The organism is Holdemanella porci, from assembly GCF_009696075.1.
GTDB classification, from domain to species: domain Bacteria; phylum Bacillota_I; class Bacilli_A; order Erysipelotrichales; family Erysipelotrichaceae; genus Holdemanella; species Holdemanella porci.
The window spans coordinates 1-15,095 of the sequence record NZ_VUMR01000052.1 but is presented as its reverse complement, the minus strand read 5'-3'; the positions used below and the strand labels follow the sequence as shown (position 1 = coordinate 15,095).

Sequence of the window (15,095 nt, the reverse complement as noted above, 5' to 3'; positions counted from 1 at the left end):
GATCAAACTGTTTCTTTTTATTTGCCATTTTCTTTTGCCTTCCTTTGTCTTTGAATCATCCTCTTTCTATTGTACCACTGGCGTAAATTTTCTCTTTTTGACTAGTCCTATTTATATGCTAACATCAGTATGTAATTGATGAACAATGGTATAAGCAGGAAAAGGCCAATAAAAAGATAAAAGACACAGATAAATTCTTATTCTCAATGCATAGAGATGAACTAATTGGTATAAAAAGAAAAGAAGGACAACCATATTACTATGATTCATCTACTGAAAATAAAGATGGAATGGCATGTTATCATGATGGAGTAAGTCTAGAATTGTTAAAATTTACAGCAACAAATAACGACACAACAGGTACAATAGAAGTAAAACCAATTTATACATATTGTAAAAAACAATTAATGCCTACTGTGGCATCATCTTTAATGATAAAAAAATATGCCACGGATGTATTAGGGAATCTATACGAAGTGAAGGATAATAAGTTGAAATTGGAATTTAAATAGAGTATACTAAAAGTGGTTATATTCTAGCAAAAATTTTTATGACCTAACAAAACAAGGGTTTATCCCGGATTCGGCTCTTCGGAGCCTTTTCTTTTACCCTTTTTATGGGCTATAGAGTTATATATATTGAAAAATGTGAGTATTTGAGACTGTATTTAGATAATTTGAAAGTGGAAATTAAAAATGACACTTTATTGATTCCGGTTTCAGATATTCAAATTCTAGTGATTGATAATTATCAGTCTAATTTGAGTGTACCTTTAATTAATAAATTAACAGATAATAATGTGTGTACCATCATTTGTGGAGTGGATCATTTGCCGAAAAGCTATATATTACCGATGAATGGACATTTTTCAAGTAGTGGGAATATTTCAAAACAAATTTGCTGGGATTCAAAACGTAAAGATGATTTACATGCAATGATTGTAAAAATGAAGATTTTAAATCAAATAGAAATATTGAAGGTTAATAATAAAGATTTTGAAGTGGAAAAGAAGCTGTATGAATTTGTAGATAGTGTTGTTTCTGGTGATAAAACAAACAGAGAAGGCTTGGCTGCGAAGATGTATTTTAGAGAACTTTTTGGTCATGATTTTATTCGGTTTGAAGAAGATGTGATAAATGCTGGATTAAATTATGGCTATGCTATATTTAGATCACTGATTACATCAATTATTGTAGCAAAGGGCTATATTGCTAACATAGGCATTTTTCATAAGGGAAAACAAAATATGTTTAACTTGAGTGATGATATTATAGAAGTGTTCAGACCAATAGTGGACCATTATGTTTTCAACAATATGATGGATGATATTATTTTTAAACAATCTCATAGGGAAGCTTTAATACAATTGACAAACAAGAAAATTATGATTGATGGAAGAAAACAAACAGTAGCAAATGCGATTAGCTTTTATTTAGATTCTATATTTAACTATTTAGATTGTGAAGCAGATTCTATTTTGTATCCATTACCAGTAATATATGATTTATGATTTTATGCGATTAATATTATTTTTTGATTTACCCGTAGTATCCAAAGAAGATAGAAGAATTTATGCAACATTTAGAAAATATCTAATAAAAAATGGATATATCATGATGCAGTATTCGGTGTATTGTAAAATATTTGCAAATCGTGAAGCAGCAGTAAAACATGTGAATGTTTTACAAAGAAATGTTCCACAAAAAGGGCAAATACGAATTTTATTGGTTACAGAAAAACAATATGCAAAGATTGAAATAATAGTTGGTGGTAAATCAAATCAAGAACAAGTCGTCAACAGCGATGCATTTATAAAATTATGAATTTATTAACTATAAAGAATGGAACAAATAAATGGAATCTTCAAATGAATCATGTGAAATATATAATTTCAGATTCAAGTAAGAATTATACATTGCTACAAGCAATTCGATTGTTTACTTCAAAAGATAAAAGTGAAAATAGAACAGAAAATAATATTAGTACGAAAATGTTTATAAACGAAAAAGAGATAGAACTTAAAAATAATATGTTTATAGAAATTTCAGAAATGTATTCTCTTAATGAGGATAAAAAGCTCACTGCAAAGTCATTGATGTTAAAGTATTTGGAAATTAAACTTCAGAACCAAGAATATTTTGATACTATCAGTACAATTGACATATTGTTGAATTCATTATCAGAAGAAGTCAATGATGAATCAATGCTTAAAATTATGTTTAATGGAGCTAATTATAAGCAATTGATAAAAATGTTGTCACCATATTATGAAGACGAATTACAAAAAGATGAATTTGATCTAACGAAAGATGAATTGATTTTGTTTCAATTGGATTTAGTTGAATATATATCCAATCATAATTCAAAATATGATAATATCTTTGTTTTCGGCAAACTAGATAATTTAAGTGATAAAATTCTTCAGAAAATCAATAAAATTGAGAATGTTATATTGATGATTTTTACAAATTATTACAACGATTTAATGAATGTACAAAATACAGCTTTATTGCAAGATAAAATAATAGATTTTGCAGACATGGAACAAATTTATTACGACCTATCGCAAAAATCACTTCAAACATATACGTTACAGGAGGTAGAACAAATGACAATTAATTATTTACAACAAATATACACTCACAAAACACATGATATTTATCAAGAACTAGACCATTTTTCAATTAAATAATTAGTATTCTATTACATTCAAAAATGTGCTACCATATTTTTGAGGTTTTGTTACCATAAGGATTTTTGCTAGAACAGAACCTGTGCGAAAGAATTGCGTAATTGAAGGTAGTTTTGTTACCATAAGGATTTTTGCTAGAACAGAACTGGATTGAATGAATATATTAATGCTTGCAGAGTTTTGTTACCATAAGGATTTTTGCTAGAACAGAACTTCACGATTGATGAAATGAATGAATTTATCGTTTTGTTACCATAAGGATTTTTGCTAGAACAGAACGCAAATAGCACAGATGGTACAATTAAGAAAGTTTTGTTACCATAAGGATTTTTGCTAGAACAGAACGGGACATGAAAGAAATGTTATCCGAAGATAGTTTTGTTACCATAAGGATTTTTGCTAGAACAGAACTGGATGATTTATTTATCGCAGGATCTAATTGTTTTGTTACCATAAGGATTTTTGCTAGAACAGAACTTATTTACAATCCAAAGTTAAGGAATACTGGTTTTGTTACCATAAGGATTTTTGCTAGAACAGAACCTTGCACGCAGGAAGCTATGTGACATCAGTGTTTTGTTACCATAAGGATTTTTGCTAGAACAGAACATACATCCTGTTATATAATCAACTACATTCGTTTTGTTACCATAAGGATTTTTGCTAGAACAGAACCAGTAATCCTAACTCCAAATGTACCACTAGGTTTTGTTACCATAAGGATTTTTGCTAGAACAGAACCTGTTTGCGTAAAAATAGTCATACATATCGGTTTTGTTACCATAAGGATTTTTGCTAGAACAGAACTATACGTTGATGTATTTACGTGTATAGTCAGTTTTGTTACCATAAGGATTTTTGCTAGAACAGAACTATTTATGTTGTGCTATTACAGATGAACGTGTTTTGTTACCATAAGGATTTTTGCTAGAACAGAACTTTTTTTTGTGGCTAATTGTAAGTGTAGGAGTTTTGTTACCATAAGGATTTTTGCTAGAACAGAACTTACCTCACTTTCTATACCATTATTATACCGTTTTGTTACCATAAGGATTTTTGCTAGAACAGAACTTTTTTAAATGGGTCAACTACCCACTCTTTGTTTTGTTACCATAAGGATTTTTGCTAGAACAGAACTTAGGGCAAATGTTAAAAGTTGCTAATCCCGTTTTGTTACCATAAGGATTTTTGCTAGAACAGAACTGAGATGAACCATCAACAATAAGTTCCCCTGTTTTGTTACCATAAGGATTTTTGCTAGAACAGAACATTAAACATCCAATCGTCAATATAACAGATGTTTTGTTACCATAAGGATTTTTGCTAGAACAGAACATAGACCCTCAGCATTATTTACGGCATTAAGTTTTGTTACCATAAGGATTTTTGCTAGAACAGAACATCACAAGCTATGCAAAGAACTTTACTATCGTTTTGTTACCATAAGGATTTTTGCTAGAACAGAACAAACTCATCAAGTAATCCAAATAGCGCCACGTTTTGTTACCATAAGGATTTTTGCTAGAACAGAACCTTTAGGCGAAGGGTTATTGTCTACACCGCGTTTTGTTACCATAAGGATTTTTGCTAGAACAGAACGATGAAATTGTGGAAGTTGCTTTCGTTGGTGTTTTGTTACCATAAGGATTTTTGCTAGAACAGAACAGAATTAATACAACTTTAGAAACTCAAAATGTTTTGTTACCATAAGGATTTTTGCTAGAACAGAACTCTGATGTAGCACCATCAACCCTACCTCGTGTTTTGTTACCATAAGGATTTTTGCTAGAACAGAACTCAACTAACTCTCTAAGTGTATCCATTGAAGTTTTGTTACCATAAGGATTTTTGCTAGAACAGAACTTCCAGCATTCGTACTAGGTGCAGGAGAATGTTTTGTTACCATAAGGATTTTTGCTAGAACAGAACCTATTTGCGTAGAAATAGTCATACATGTCAGTTTTGTTACCATAAGGATTTTTGCTAGAACAGAACTAGTATCAACAAAGAGTCTAGCTTTATAAATGTTTTGTTACCATAAGGATTTTTGCTAGAACAGAACTTGAAGAACCGGATGTTATGATTGACTCAAGTTTTGTTACCATAAGGATTTTTGCTAGAACAGAACCCAGACAATTTATTGACGAGCAAATGGAAAGTTTTGTTACCATAAGGATTTTTGCTAGAACAGAACCTAGATACGGCTTGCAAAACCTTGTATATAGTTTTGTTACCATAAGGATTTTTGCTAGAACAGAACATCTTGAGAGATTACATTGTTTAATACATCGTTTTGTTACCATAAGGATTTTTGCTAGAACAGAACGCATTTTCGTGTTCTTACACTTAAATTGTAGTTTTGTTACCATAAGGATTATTGCTGGGACGGATTTGAAAAATGAAAAAGGGAGTGACACCCCCGCCAGAAAGGGCAGAGGGGCATTCCCATCTACATTTTATTGTGTAAATGTTAATTAAATAAGGAAGAATATAAATATTTGATTAATTAAAAGGTATGTAATGTGTTTTTTGGAAATACAATACAAATAAACTTAGTCCATTTTGTTACTGTATATTTTTGCTAGAATATCGTTTATTTATCTTGTTTAATATTGACTACAACATACTCACAAATACCCTCTGTTCTTATAGGAAAACCCCAACCAACAAGTTCTGAGCTAATGTTTTTTGCGTAGTGTTTAAATGTTTTTTTTCCGTAATTACCCGCAAAGTTGGGTTGTAGGTGGTAAGAGAAAGATAGTGGAAACATTTGTCCGTTATGGGTATGACCGCTGAGTTGAAGGTTGACATTGTTTTTAGTGTTTTCTTCTGTTCCTTGGGGTTGATGGTCTAGGACAATATTGTAGGTGGTTTTATGGATGGTATACATATTCACATAACCAAAAGTAACGATGGATGTGGATACTATAGCGGAAAGGATCATACAGATGATTGGTTTTCTTTTCTTGAATAGAATTAATAATACAAGTAAACAGAATAATGAATGTATGGCCTACATGGCTTGATATGTATGCATATTTGAACAAATTAATAGTAATGCGATACAGATGGCGTATCGTATTTTTTTATTGGATTTATTCTTTAAAAGATTGTTTAGTAATATACATAATCCGATTTCTAAAATGAGAATTCATCGCTTGAAGATAGATTATACTATCACTTCCTTTTTGCTTTATCTTACAGCATTGTTAGAAAGATTTCCTGGCTTATGCAGTATAATAAAGTGGGTGAGATTATGTATAAAATAATGATTGTAGAAGATGATGAACTCATTTCAAAAAAGTTAGAATCGTTTCTTAAATCTTGGAACTATAGTGTTGAAAGAGTTACAGATTTTTATAATGTGATGGATGCATTTCATTCCTTTAATCCAGACTTAGTATTAATGGATATAACACTGCCTTATTTAAATGGATATTTATGGACAGAAAAGATTCGTGAAGAATCCAAAGTTCCAATTATCTTTATTTCAAGTGCTACAGACAATATGAGTATTGTGATGGCTATCTCTAAAGGTGCGGATGATTTTGTATGTAAACCATTTGATTTAAATGTTCTAGCTGCTAAAATTACGGCAATATTAAGACGTAGCTATGACTTTGTATCTAATCATAATATCCTTGAATATCAAGGTGTACGCTTTAATTTAGATGATAATACAGTAAGTTTTCAATCTTCTCAAATGGAACTGAGTAAGAATGAGGCTAAGATCCTACGTTTACTTATGGAAAAGAAGGGGACCATTGTATCTCGAGATCGTTTAATGGAATATTTGTGGAAGACCGATTTTTATGTGGATGAAAATGCATTAAGTGTGAATGTGAATCGTTTGCGTAAAAAGTTAGAGAGTATTGGGATTTTAGATTTTATTCAAACAAAAAAAGGATTGGGATATAAGATATGAAGTTGTTTAGTCATTATTTAAAAGATCGAGCGTTCTTTATCACAATTTATGTTGTGAGTGTATTCGTCTGTTTATGTGTATTTAAACTCTATAATTTAGAACTTGAAGCTTTTACATATGCCTTTATGCTTTTATGTGTATTGTTGGTGGTTTGTTTCTTTTGGGATTACCACAAATATTATAAGAAACACCAAACCTTAGTAACACTTCAATCCAATAGTAATATTTCTTTGTCTTGCGATCTTCAAGATTCTTCATTGATGGGAGAGGATTATCATAAAATCTTAGTGGCTATGAAAGAGTATCATGATGAATATGTTATTTCTTCAGAAAATAAAATGCATGATCTAGAAGATTATTTTACGATGTGGGTGCATCAGGCTAAACTTCCCATTGCCGCTATGAAATTGTTGCTTGAAGATGAGAAATTGAGGCGTAGTGAAATCAAGTTACAACTCTTACGAATGGATCAATATACAGATATGGTTTTAGCCTATTTACGATTACATAGTACGCATACTGATTTCTTATTTAAAGAATTAGAATTGGATGATTTAATTCGACAATCGATTCGTCGCTTTTCTACAGAATTTATTCGTAAACACATTCAGTTGAGCTTTAAAGAAACTGGAGATGTGATTTTGAGTGATGAAAAGTGGCTTGTGTTTGTGTTGGAACAAATTCTTTCGAATAGTCTTAAATATACCAATGAAAATGGTTTGATATCTATATATATGAAGACTAAACATGTCTTAGTTATTGAAGATACGGGTATTGGTATTAGTGCAAGTGATTTAAATCGTGTGTTTGAAAAGGGATATACAGGCATGAATGGGCGTAGCGATAAAACGGCAAGTGGTCTAGGTCTATATTTATGTAAAAATATTTTGGATATGTTGAATCATAAAATAACGATTGAATCAAATGTTGGTAAAGGCACTCGAGTGATATTGGATCTTACGCATTTTGAAGGAAGAATTGAGTAATCTTACAATCTTGTAAGAATAGTGTTAGCTGAATCGATGGCTGCATTTTTGGATTCTTTGTAGAATTTTGGTGTACATGGAGGTAATGAATATGGCATTATTGGAAGTAAAAAATTTGAAAAAAGTATATACAACAAGATTTACTCAGAATCAAGTACAGGCATTGAGTAATGTGAATTTTAGTGTGAATAAAGGTGAATATGTCGCTATTATGGGAGAGTCTGGATCTGGTAAGACAACACTATTAAATATCTTGGCAGCTTTGGATAAACCAACAAGTGGACAAGTCTTATTACATGGTAAAGATATTACGCATATTTCAGAAAAGGAAATTGCGAACTTTCGCAGAGAACATTTAGGCTTTGTATTCCAAGATTTTAACTTATTAGATAATTTTAATAATCGCGACAATATTTTCTTGCCTTTGGTTTTAAGCAAGAAAAAATATCCAGAAATGAAAAAAAGATTGGATCCAATTGTCAAACAACTAGGGATTGAGAATATTTTAGATAAGTTTCCTTATGAAATCAGTGGTGGACAAAAGCAGCGTGTAGCTGTAGCTCGTGCCATCATCACAAATCCAGATCTAATTTTGGCTGATGAGCCAACGGGGGCATTGGATTCAAAGAGTACAGAGGAACTTTTACATTTGTTTGGAACCATCAATGCGAATCAACAAACAATTGTAATGGTTACTCATTCGACAAAGGCGGCAAGCCATGCTTCTCGCGTATTATTTATTAAAGATGGAAAGATCTTCCATGAAATTTATAAGGGAAATAAAAATTTAGATCAGATGTACCAATGTATTAGTGATACGTTGACATTATTAGCTACAGGTGGTGTGCATCATGAGTAGAGCTTTCTATTTAAATTTAGCTGTAGATAATTTGAAGAAGAATGCGCGTACCATCATTCCTTATATATTAACGAGTGTCTTAACGACAATGATGTTGTATATGGTTGTTTCTTTGGCAACTAATCCGCATTTAGATGAAATCGTAGGAGGAGCATCTATAAAGCAGTTATTAGGTTTTGGCATTGTGATTATTGAAATATTTGCGTTTATTTTCTTGTTCTATACCCATAGTTTCTTGATTAAAAGAAGACAAAAAGAATTCGCATTATTCTCTATATTAGGAATGGAAAAGAAACACTTAGCTCGCGTCTTGTTTTATGAGACATTAATAACTCTACTTGTTTCATTAATTTTAGGAATTGGATTAGGTATCTTATTAGATAAAGCGATGTTCTTAATAATCGCAAAAATGATTGGTGCAGATATTGTACTTGGCTTCTACTTTTCTTTTTTTGGCATGAGACAATGCGTTCTTGTGATTGGATTGATTTATGTATTGATCTATTTCTATTCTATGATTCGTATTCATATTTCAAGTCCGATTGAATTACTTCATTCCGATCATATGGGCGAAAAAGAGCCTAAGGCCAAATGGTTTCTTTCTATTATTGGTATTCTTTGTCTAGGTATTGGATACTATTTGTCAATTAGTACTAAAAATCCTTTAAGCGCACTTTACGTCTTTTTTGTGGCTGTTGTGCTTGTCATTATTGGAACCTATTTATTATTTACTTCGATTTCGGTCACTTTCTTAAAACTAATGAAGAAAAACAAGAATTACTATTATAAGACGAATCACTTTATTAGTATTTCTGGCATGATGTATCGTATGAAACAAAATGCCGTAGGACTTGCGAATATTTGTATTCTTTCAACAATGGTTTTAGTGATGTTGTCTACAACCCTTAGCATGTGGACAAGTATTGATCGTGTTGTAGATTCACAATATCCAAGAGATTTTATTGGAACAGGATATGGGGAAGCTTCTAATATTGATTTTGATGAAATGAGTGAAGAATTGATTCGTATGGGCATTGTTCCAAAAAATTTTCTTGCGTATAAGAGATTGCATTATGCTGGATATTTAAAGAATGGAACTTTGATTACAGATTACCAGAATGAGGGGATGAATGCCGTAAATGAAATTCAAGAATTTTATTGTCTTCCATTAAAGGATATTCAGGACTATGAAAATATGAAGGGGTCTTTAAAGCCAAATGAAATCTATGTGTATTCTAATGTAGAGAAGGTTAAGGAGAAGACTTTATCTTTATTTGGAAAAGAATATGTTGTAAAGAAACAATTGGATCATTTAAAGATGGATGAAAATAATCCAAATGTGACAGAGCATTATTATATTATTGTGGATTCAGAAAAGACTTTAGAGAGGATGCAACAAGATCAATTGAATGTATATGATGATAATGCGAGTACAATATATGCAAGTTATTTATTTGATTGTGATGCGAATGATCGTAGGGTTATTGAAAAATTAACTCAGAATGGAAATATAAATAATTTTATATGGACAAATAAATCAGATCAGAAACAAGGCTTGATTGAATTATATGCAGGAATCTTATTTATTGGAATCTTCTTAAGCTTCTTATTTATCATGGCAACCATTCTGATTATGTACTACAAACAAATTACAGAAGGCTATGAAGACAAGGATCGTTTTGAAATTATGCAAAAAGTGGGTCTAGAACAAAGTGATGTAAAGAAGGCTATTCATTCGCAGGTGTTGACGGTATTCTTTATGCCACTACTTGTTGCAGGACTTCATGTTTGTTTTGCGTATCCAATGATTGAAAAGCTACTTCATTTGTTGTTTGTGAGTGATGCATGGCTTTATGTTCGAACAACAGCTATGTGTTTTGTGGCTTTTGCCCTAGTCTACATTGTGATTTATGTATTAACTTCAAAAGTGTATTATGGAATCGTGAAAAGAAATGTTTAATTGGATATTAGGATTTATCTTGATTGGATTATTTATCTATATATATTATGTGAATCATCATGGAATTTAGTACTCAGATAGAGTACTATTTTTCTTAGGTGATATATATGTTTATAAATGGATTTGACATCTTGTGGGATGAAATTGATGATTATGTGGCCGATATTAAAAGTATTCGAAGTATCGATCAATTCACCTTTACTAAGCCCGTAACTTTCTTTTGCGGCGAAAACGGAAGTGGTAAATTCACCTTATTAGAGGCTCTTGCGATTAAAAATGGATTGAATCCAGAAGGTGGAACAAAAAACTATAATTTTTCTACGTATGATTCGTATTCTAGTTTGTATGAACATATGCGTTTGTGGCGTTCTAGAAAACCGGATTGGATGTATTTCTTGCGTGCAGAAAGCTTTTATAATGTTGCGACAAAAGAAATGGAATATAGTGGTGTTTTTTCTGAAAGATACCATGATCAATCGCATGGTCAGAGTTTCTGTTCACTTTTGATACATCAAATCAAACGAAAATGCCTTTACTTTTTGGATGAACCCGAAGCAGCCTTATCTTGTCAGAATCAATTGGCATTATTATACTTGATTGAGGAATGTGTGAAACAAAATTGCCAATTTATCATTGCGACACACTCACCTATATTATTAGGGTTTCCAGATGCACAAATCTTATCGTTTGATGAAGGTAAGGTAGAAGAAGTGGATTATAAATCAACGTCTAGCTATCAAACAATGAAATTATTTTTGGATCGGTATGATTATTTTGTGAAAGATATTCAAGAGAATAATGATGGAGGGATATTGTGATTAAATTAATTGCGATTGGTAAGAATAAAGATAAGGCGTTACAGTCTTTAGAGAAAGAATATATGAAGCGATTGTCGGCTTTTTGTAAGTTTAGCGAAATCGAAGTCAAGGATGAAGCAAATGAGCATATTTCTAGAGAAGCTGAAGTTTTATTGGTGAAAGAAAAAGAGGGAAATCGTGTTCTAGAAAAATTGTCGGATCAAGATTTTGTGGTATTGCTTGATCTTCATGGCAAGATGGTTGATTCTGAGATGTTTGCGAAGAATTTGGATATGTGGCAAATAAAGTATTCAAATATTGTTTTTGTGATTGCGGGAAGTCTAGGACCAAGTGAAAAATTAGTTTCTAGAGCGAATTATCGTTGGAAATTATCGGATCTAACTTTTACTCATTTAATGACCCGTGTCTTGATGTTGGAACAGATTTATCGTGGTTTTATGATCAATAATGGTCGTAATTACCACAAGTAAGTGATGTAAGCGCTTTTTGTGAAATATTTTACTTGTGAAAAACTAGTCAATCAATTTATGTAGTGATATAATGGATGTGCAAAAAAATGACAGTAGGAGGAATATACATGACAAAGAGAACTGTTAAAGACCTTGATGTAGCTGGAAAAAAGGTCATCGTACGTTGTGATTTTAACGTGCCAAGAAAAGATGGTGTTATCACAGATGATAACCGTATCGTAATGGCTTTACCTACAATTAAATATTTAGTAGAAAACAAAGCTAAAGTTATTTTGATGTCTCACTTAGGAAAAGTTAAGACTGAAGAAGACAAAGCTAAAAACAACTTGGAATGCGTAGCCGTACGTTTACAAGAATTGTTACCAGATGTAAAAGTAACTTTCTGCCCAGTAACTCGTGGTGAAGAATTAGAAAACGCTGTAAATGCATTAGCTGATGGTGAAATCGTATTAATGCAAAATACTCGTTACGAAAAAGGCGAAAGCAAAAACGATCCTGAATTAGGTGCATATTGGGCTAGCTTAGGTGAAGTATTCGTTGAAGATGCATTCGGATCTGTTCACCGTGCTCACGCTTCTACTGTAGGTATCCCTACAAACATTAAAGAAAACGGATTAGGATTCTTAGTTGAAAAAGAAGTTACAATGTTAGGAAAAGCTGTTGATGAACCAGCTCACCCATTTGTAGCTATCATTGGTGGATCTAAAGTATCTAGTAAGATCGATGTTGTTGACAACTTATTGAAAAAAGCTGACAAAGTTATCATCGGTGGTGGAATGGCTTATACATTCTCTAAAGCTGTTGGTGGTTCAATCGGTACTTCATTAGTTGAAGATGACAAATTGGATTTAGCAAAAGAATATTTAGAAAAAGCTGGAGACAAATTAGTTCTTCCTGTAGATAACGTAATCGCTGATGCATTCAGTGAAGAAGCTAACACTAGTGTTGCTGATGCTGGACAAATTCCTGATGGATGGATGGGATTGGATATTGGTCCTAAATCTGTTGAATTGTTCAAAGAAACTTTAGCAGGTGCTAAAACTGTAGTATGGAATGGACCTATGGGTGTATTCGAAATGCCTAAATTCGCTAAAGGTACTGAAGAAGTATGTAAAGCTATCTCTGAATTACCAGAAGCTATTACTGTAATCGGTGGTGGAGACTCTGCTGCTGCTGCAAAACAATTAGGATATGCAGACAAATTCTCTCACGTTTCAACTGGTGGTGGAGCTAGTTTGGAATATATGGAAGGTAAAACATTACCTGGTATCGCTATTATCAGCGAAAAGTAATAAGGAGATGTACTTAAGATGAGAAAACCTATTATCGTTGGAAACTGGAAAATGAACAAAAACAACGCTGAAACAAAAGCTTTCTTCGAAGCTGTTGATGGTGTTGCTGCTAGTGAAAATGCTACTTATGGAATTGGATGTCCATTTACTGATTTAAGAACTGCATTGGATCACGCTAAAAACTTAGTTGTAGCTGCTGAAAACTGCCACTTTGAAGATAGTGGAGCTTTCACTGGTGAAGTTAGTGTTCCTATGTTAGAAGAAATGGGAGTTAAATATTGCATTATCGGTCACTCAGAACGTCGTGAAATGTTCGGTGATACTGATGAAACAGTAAACAAAAAAGCAAAACGTTTAATCAAAGCTGGAATTACTCCAATCTTATGTGTTGGTGAAACAGAAGCTGATTACGATGCTGGAAACTCAGAAAAAGTAATTCGTGAAGAATTAGCTGGTTCTTTAGCTGACTTATGTCCAAAATGTGTTGGTGAAATGGTAATTGCTTACGAACCAATCTGGGCTATCGGAACAGGAAAATCTGCTTCAGTTGAAATTGCTGAAAACTGCTGTAAGATCGTACGTGACCAAGTTAAGGTTATGTATGGAGAAGAAGCTGCTGAAAAAGTACGTATCCAATATGGTGGAAGTGTTAAACCTAACAACATCGTTGAATATATGGCTCAACCAGATATCGATGGTGCATTAATTGGTGGTGCTAGTTTGAAAGAAGATAGCTTCACAGAAATTATTGAAAAAACAAAATAATTGATGATTATCTAGGCCTCTTTGAGGCCTTTTATTTTTAGCTATTTCTAACCGAAAATAAAATTTAGGGTTGTTTGTGAAGTGGTTTCGTGGTAAACTAATCATGAACTATTTTAAATGGGGGTAGAATAAAATGAACTTTGTAGAAAATAATGGTAAAAAAGTTGCAGCGATTCTATGTGTAGCATCTGCTTTCCCTGTTGTGGCAACAGTAGTTGCAGCTAAGGAAGAACCAGGATGGCATGGTGATCGCTATGTCAATGAAGATAAAACTGTAGCAAAAGGATGGCAAGAAATCGAAGGAAAATCTTACTATTTCTCAGAAGATGGAACAGTAAATTCTTCAAAGACTGAAGAAGCAACAACAGCTAGCGTTTCAAGTAACATTACAGGGGAAGTGAAAGAAACAGTAGCAACAGCTAGTCAAGAAGCTGTAAAAGAAGAAACAGAACAGAAAGCCGAAGAAGTAGTCGAAACTCCAGTAACTACAACTGAAGCAACAGATACAACTGAAACTCCAGCAGAAACAACTGCTCCAGAACAGACTGAGACTCCAGCTCCTGAGCAAAATGTAACACCTGCTCCAGAACAAACTGAGACTCCAGCTCCTGAGCAAAATGTAACACCTGCTCCAGAACAAACTGAGACTCCAGCTCCTGAGCAAAATGTAACACCTGCTCCAGAGCAAACAACTCCAGCTCCTGAACAGACTGTAACACCTGCTCCAGAACAAACTGAGACTCCAACTCCAGAACAGACTGTAACACCTGCTCCAGAGCAAACAACTCCAGCACCAGAAGTACAAGCTCCTGCAGAAACACCAGCAACTAGTTCTTTAGGACAAAGAATTTCTGCTGAAGCACAGAAATTAGTAGGTGTAACTGATGGATTATGGTGTACACAAGTTGTACAACAAGCTTTGGCAAATGCCGGTGTAAGTGATGCTTATCAATTATGGCCAGATCAATACGCAGGTCAATATGGATACTACACTAACGATCCTCAAGAAGGTGACTTATTGTACTATAACAATGGTGGACGTGGTGTTGACCACATTGCTATCTATATTGGAAATGGACAAGCTGTTCATGGAAACTACGAAGGTAAGACTGTAATTGCTAGTGCATATTTAAGCACAGCAGCATCTCCACAATTCATTCGTGTTGTTAGATAATTTTAAACTTTAAGCTTGGCTTTTTTAGGCGCAATAAATTTGGATGGGGTTAGGTGAATTTGCTCTCCAAGAATTTAAGGGGCGGCATATACCCCAAAATGGTTTATAGCTGATATTGGGCTCAGACAACATTTAGTTGTCTGGGTCCATTTTT

13 protein-coding genes, 1 pseudogene and 1 CRISPR repeat array are annotated in these 15,095 nt (G+C 33.0%); all 14 genes and pseudogenes read left to right on the top strand.

All coding sequences use genetic code 11. The annotated features are described in order from the left end of the window. Nucleotides 1–134 precede the first annotated feature (134 nt). Nucleotides 135–200 (top strand): annotated as a pseudogene (locus tag FYJ55_RS11495) (hypothetical protein); the annotation flags it as partial. Nucleotides 201–206: 6 nt separating this feature from the next. Next, nucleotides 207–512 carry a hypothetical protein gene (locus tag FYJ55_RS08540; protein WP_154556474.1) on the top strand — a complete coding sequence of 102 codons (306 nt, stop codon included), beginning with the start codon at nt 207–209 and terminating at the stop codon, nt 510–512. A 104-nt stretch (nt 513–616) separates the two neighbouring features. Then, the gene (gene cas1 / locus FYJ55_RS08535; protein WP_154556473.1) at nt 617–1,510 is read left to right on the top strand and encodes a type II CRISPR-associated endonuclease Cas1; all 894 of its coding nucleotides are present in this window, start codon (nt 617–619) and stop codon (nt 1,508–1,510) included. A gap of 4 nt (nt 1,511–1,514) precedes the next feature. Then, nucleotides 1,515–1,823, top strand: coding sequence for a CRISPR-associated endonuclease Cas2 (gene cas2, locus FYJ55_RS08530; protein ID WP_229771143.1), 309 nt, complete (start codon nt 1,515–1,517; stop codon nt 1,821–1,823). Continuing rightward, the gene (locus FYJ55_RS08525) at nt 1,820–2,692 is read left to right on the top strand and encodes a hypothetical protein (RefSeq protein ID WP_154556471.1); all 873 of its coding nucleotides are present in this window, start codon (nt 1,820–1,822) and stop codon (nt 2,690–2,692) included. Before cas2 ends, FYJ55_RS08525 begins: the two co-directional genes overlap by 4 nt. Nucleotides 2,693–2,736: 44 nt before the next feature. After that, a CRISPR array of direct repeats spans nt 2,737–5,084; the repeat unit is 36 nt; unit sequence GTTTTGTTACCATAAGGATTTTTGCTAGAACAGAAC. Nucleotides 5,085–5,948: 864 nt separating this feature from the next. Continuing rightward, nucleotides 5,949–6,617: a response regulator transcription factor gene (locus tag FYJ55_RS08520; protein WP_154556470.1), complete on the top strand. Its 669-nt coding sequence runs from the start codon at nt 5,949–5,951 to the stop codon at nt 6,615–6,617. Next, a complete protein-coding gene (locus tag FYJ55_RS08515; protein ID WP_154556469.1) occupies nt 6,614–7,603 on the top strand; it encodes a sensor histidine kinase in 990 nt (329 codons plus the stop codon). Before FYJ55_RS08520 ends, FYJ55_RS08515 begins: the two co-directional genes overlap by 4 nt. Before the next feature lie 91 nt (nt 7,604–7,694). Further along, nucleotides 7,695–8,462 (top strand): ABC transporter ATP-binding protein, encoded by a 768-nt coding sequence (locus FYJ55_RS08510; protein ID WP_154556468.1) that lies wholly within the window; start codon nt 7,695–7,697, stop codon nt 8,460–8,462. After that, the gene (locus FYJ55_RS08505; protein ID WP_154556467.1) at nt 8,455–10,422 is read left to right on the top strand and encodes an ABC transporter permease; all 1,968 of its coding nucleotides are present in this window, start codon (nt 8,455–8,457) and stop codon (nt 10,420–10,422) included. The genes FYJ55_RS08510 and FYJ55_RS08505 overlap by 8 nt, the downstream gene beginning before the upstream one ends. A gap of 107 nt (nt 10,423–10,529) precedes the next feature. After that, a complete protein-coding gene (locus FYJ55_RS08500; protein WP_154556466.1) occupies nt 10,530–11,240 on the top strand; it encodes an AAA family ATPase in 711 nt (236 codons plus the stop codon). Beyond that, complete coding sequence (locus tag FYJ55_RS08495; RefSeq protein WP_326831862.1) at nt 11,237–11,710, top strand: 23S rRNA (pseudouridine(1915)-N(3))-methyltransferase RlmH; 474 nt, start codon at nt 11,237–11,239, stop codon at nt 11,708–11,710. The genes FYJ55_RS08500 and FYJ55_RS08495 overlap by 4 nt, the downstream gene beginning before the upstream one ends. 107 nt (nt 11,711–11,817) lie before the next feature. Continuing rightward, nucleotides 11,818–13,002, top strand: coding sequence for a phosphoglycerate kinase (locus tag FYJ55_RS11160; protein ID WP_040466096.1), 1,185 nt, complete (start codon nt 11,818–11,820; stop codon nt 13,000–13,002). An 18-nt stretch (nt 13,003–13,020) separates the two neighbouring features. Then, complete coding sequence (gene tpiA / locus FYJ55_RS11155; protein WP_003864374.1) at nt 13,021–13,767, top strand: triose-phosphate isomerase; 747 nt, start codon at nt 13,021–13,023, stop codon at nt 13,765–13,767. Between the two features lie 133 nt (nt 13,768–13,900). Continuing rightward, nucleotides 13,901–14,941, top strand: a complete 1,041-nt coding sequence (locus FYJ55_RS08480) for an NlpC/P60 family protein (protein ID WP_154556465.1) — start codon at nt 13,901–13,903, stop codon at nt 14,939–14,941. Nucleotides 14,942–15,095: the final 154 nt, after the last annotated feature.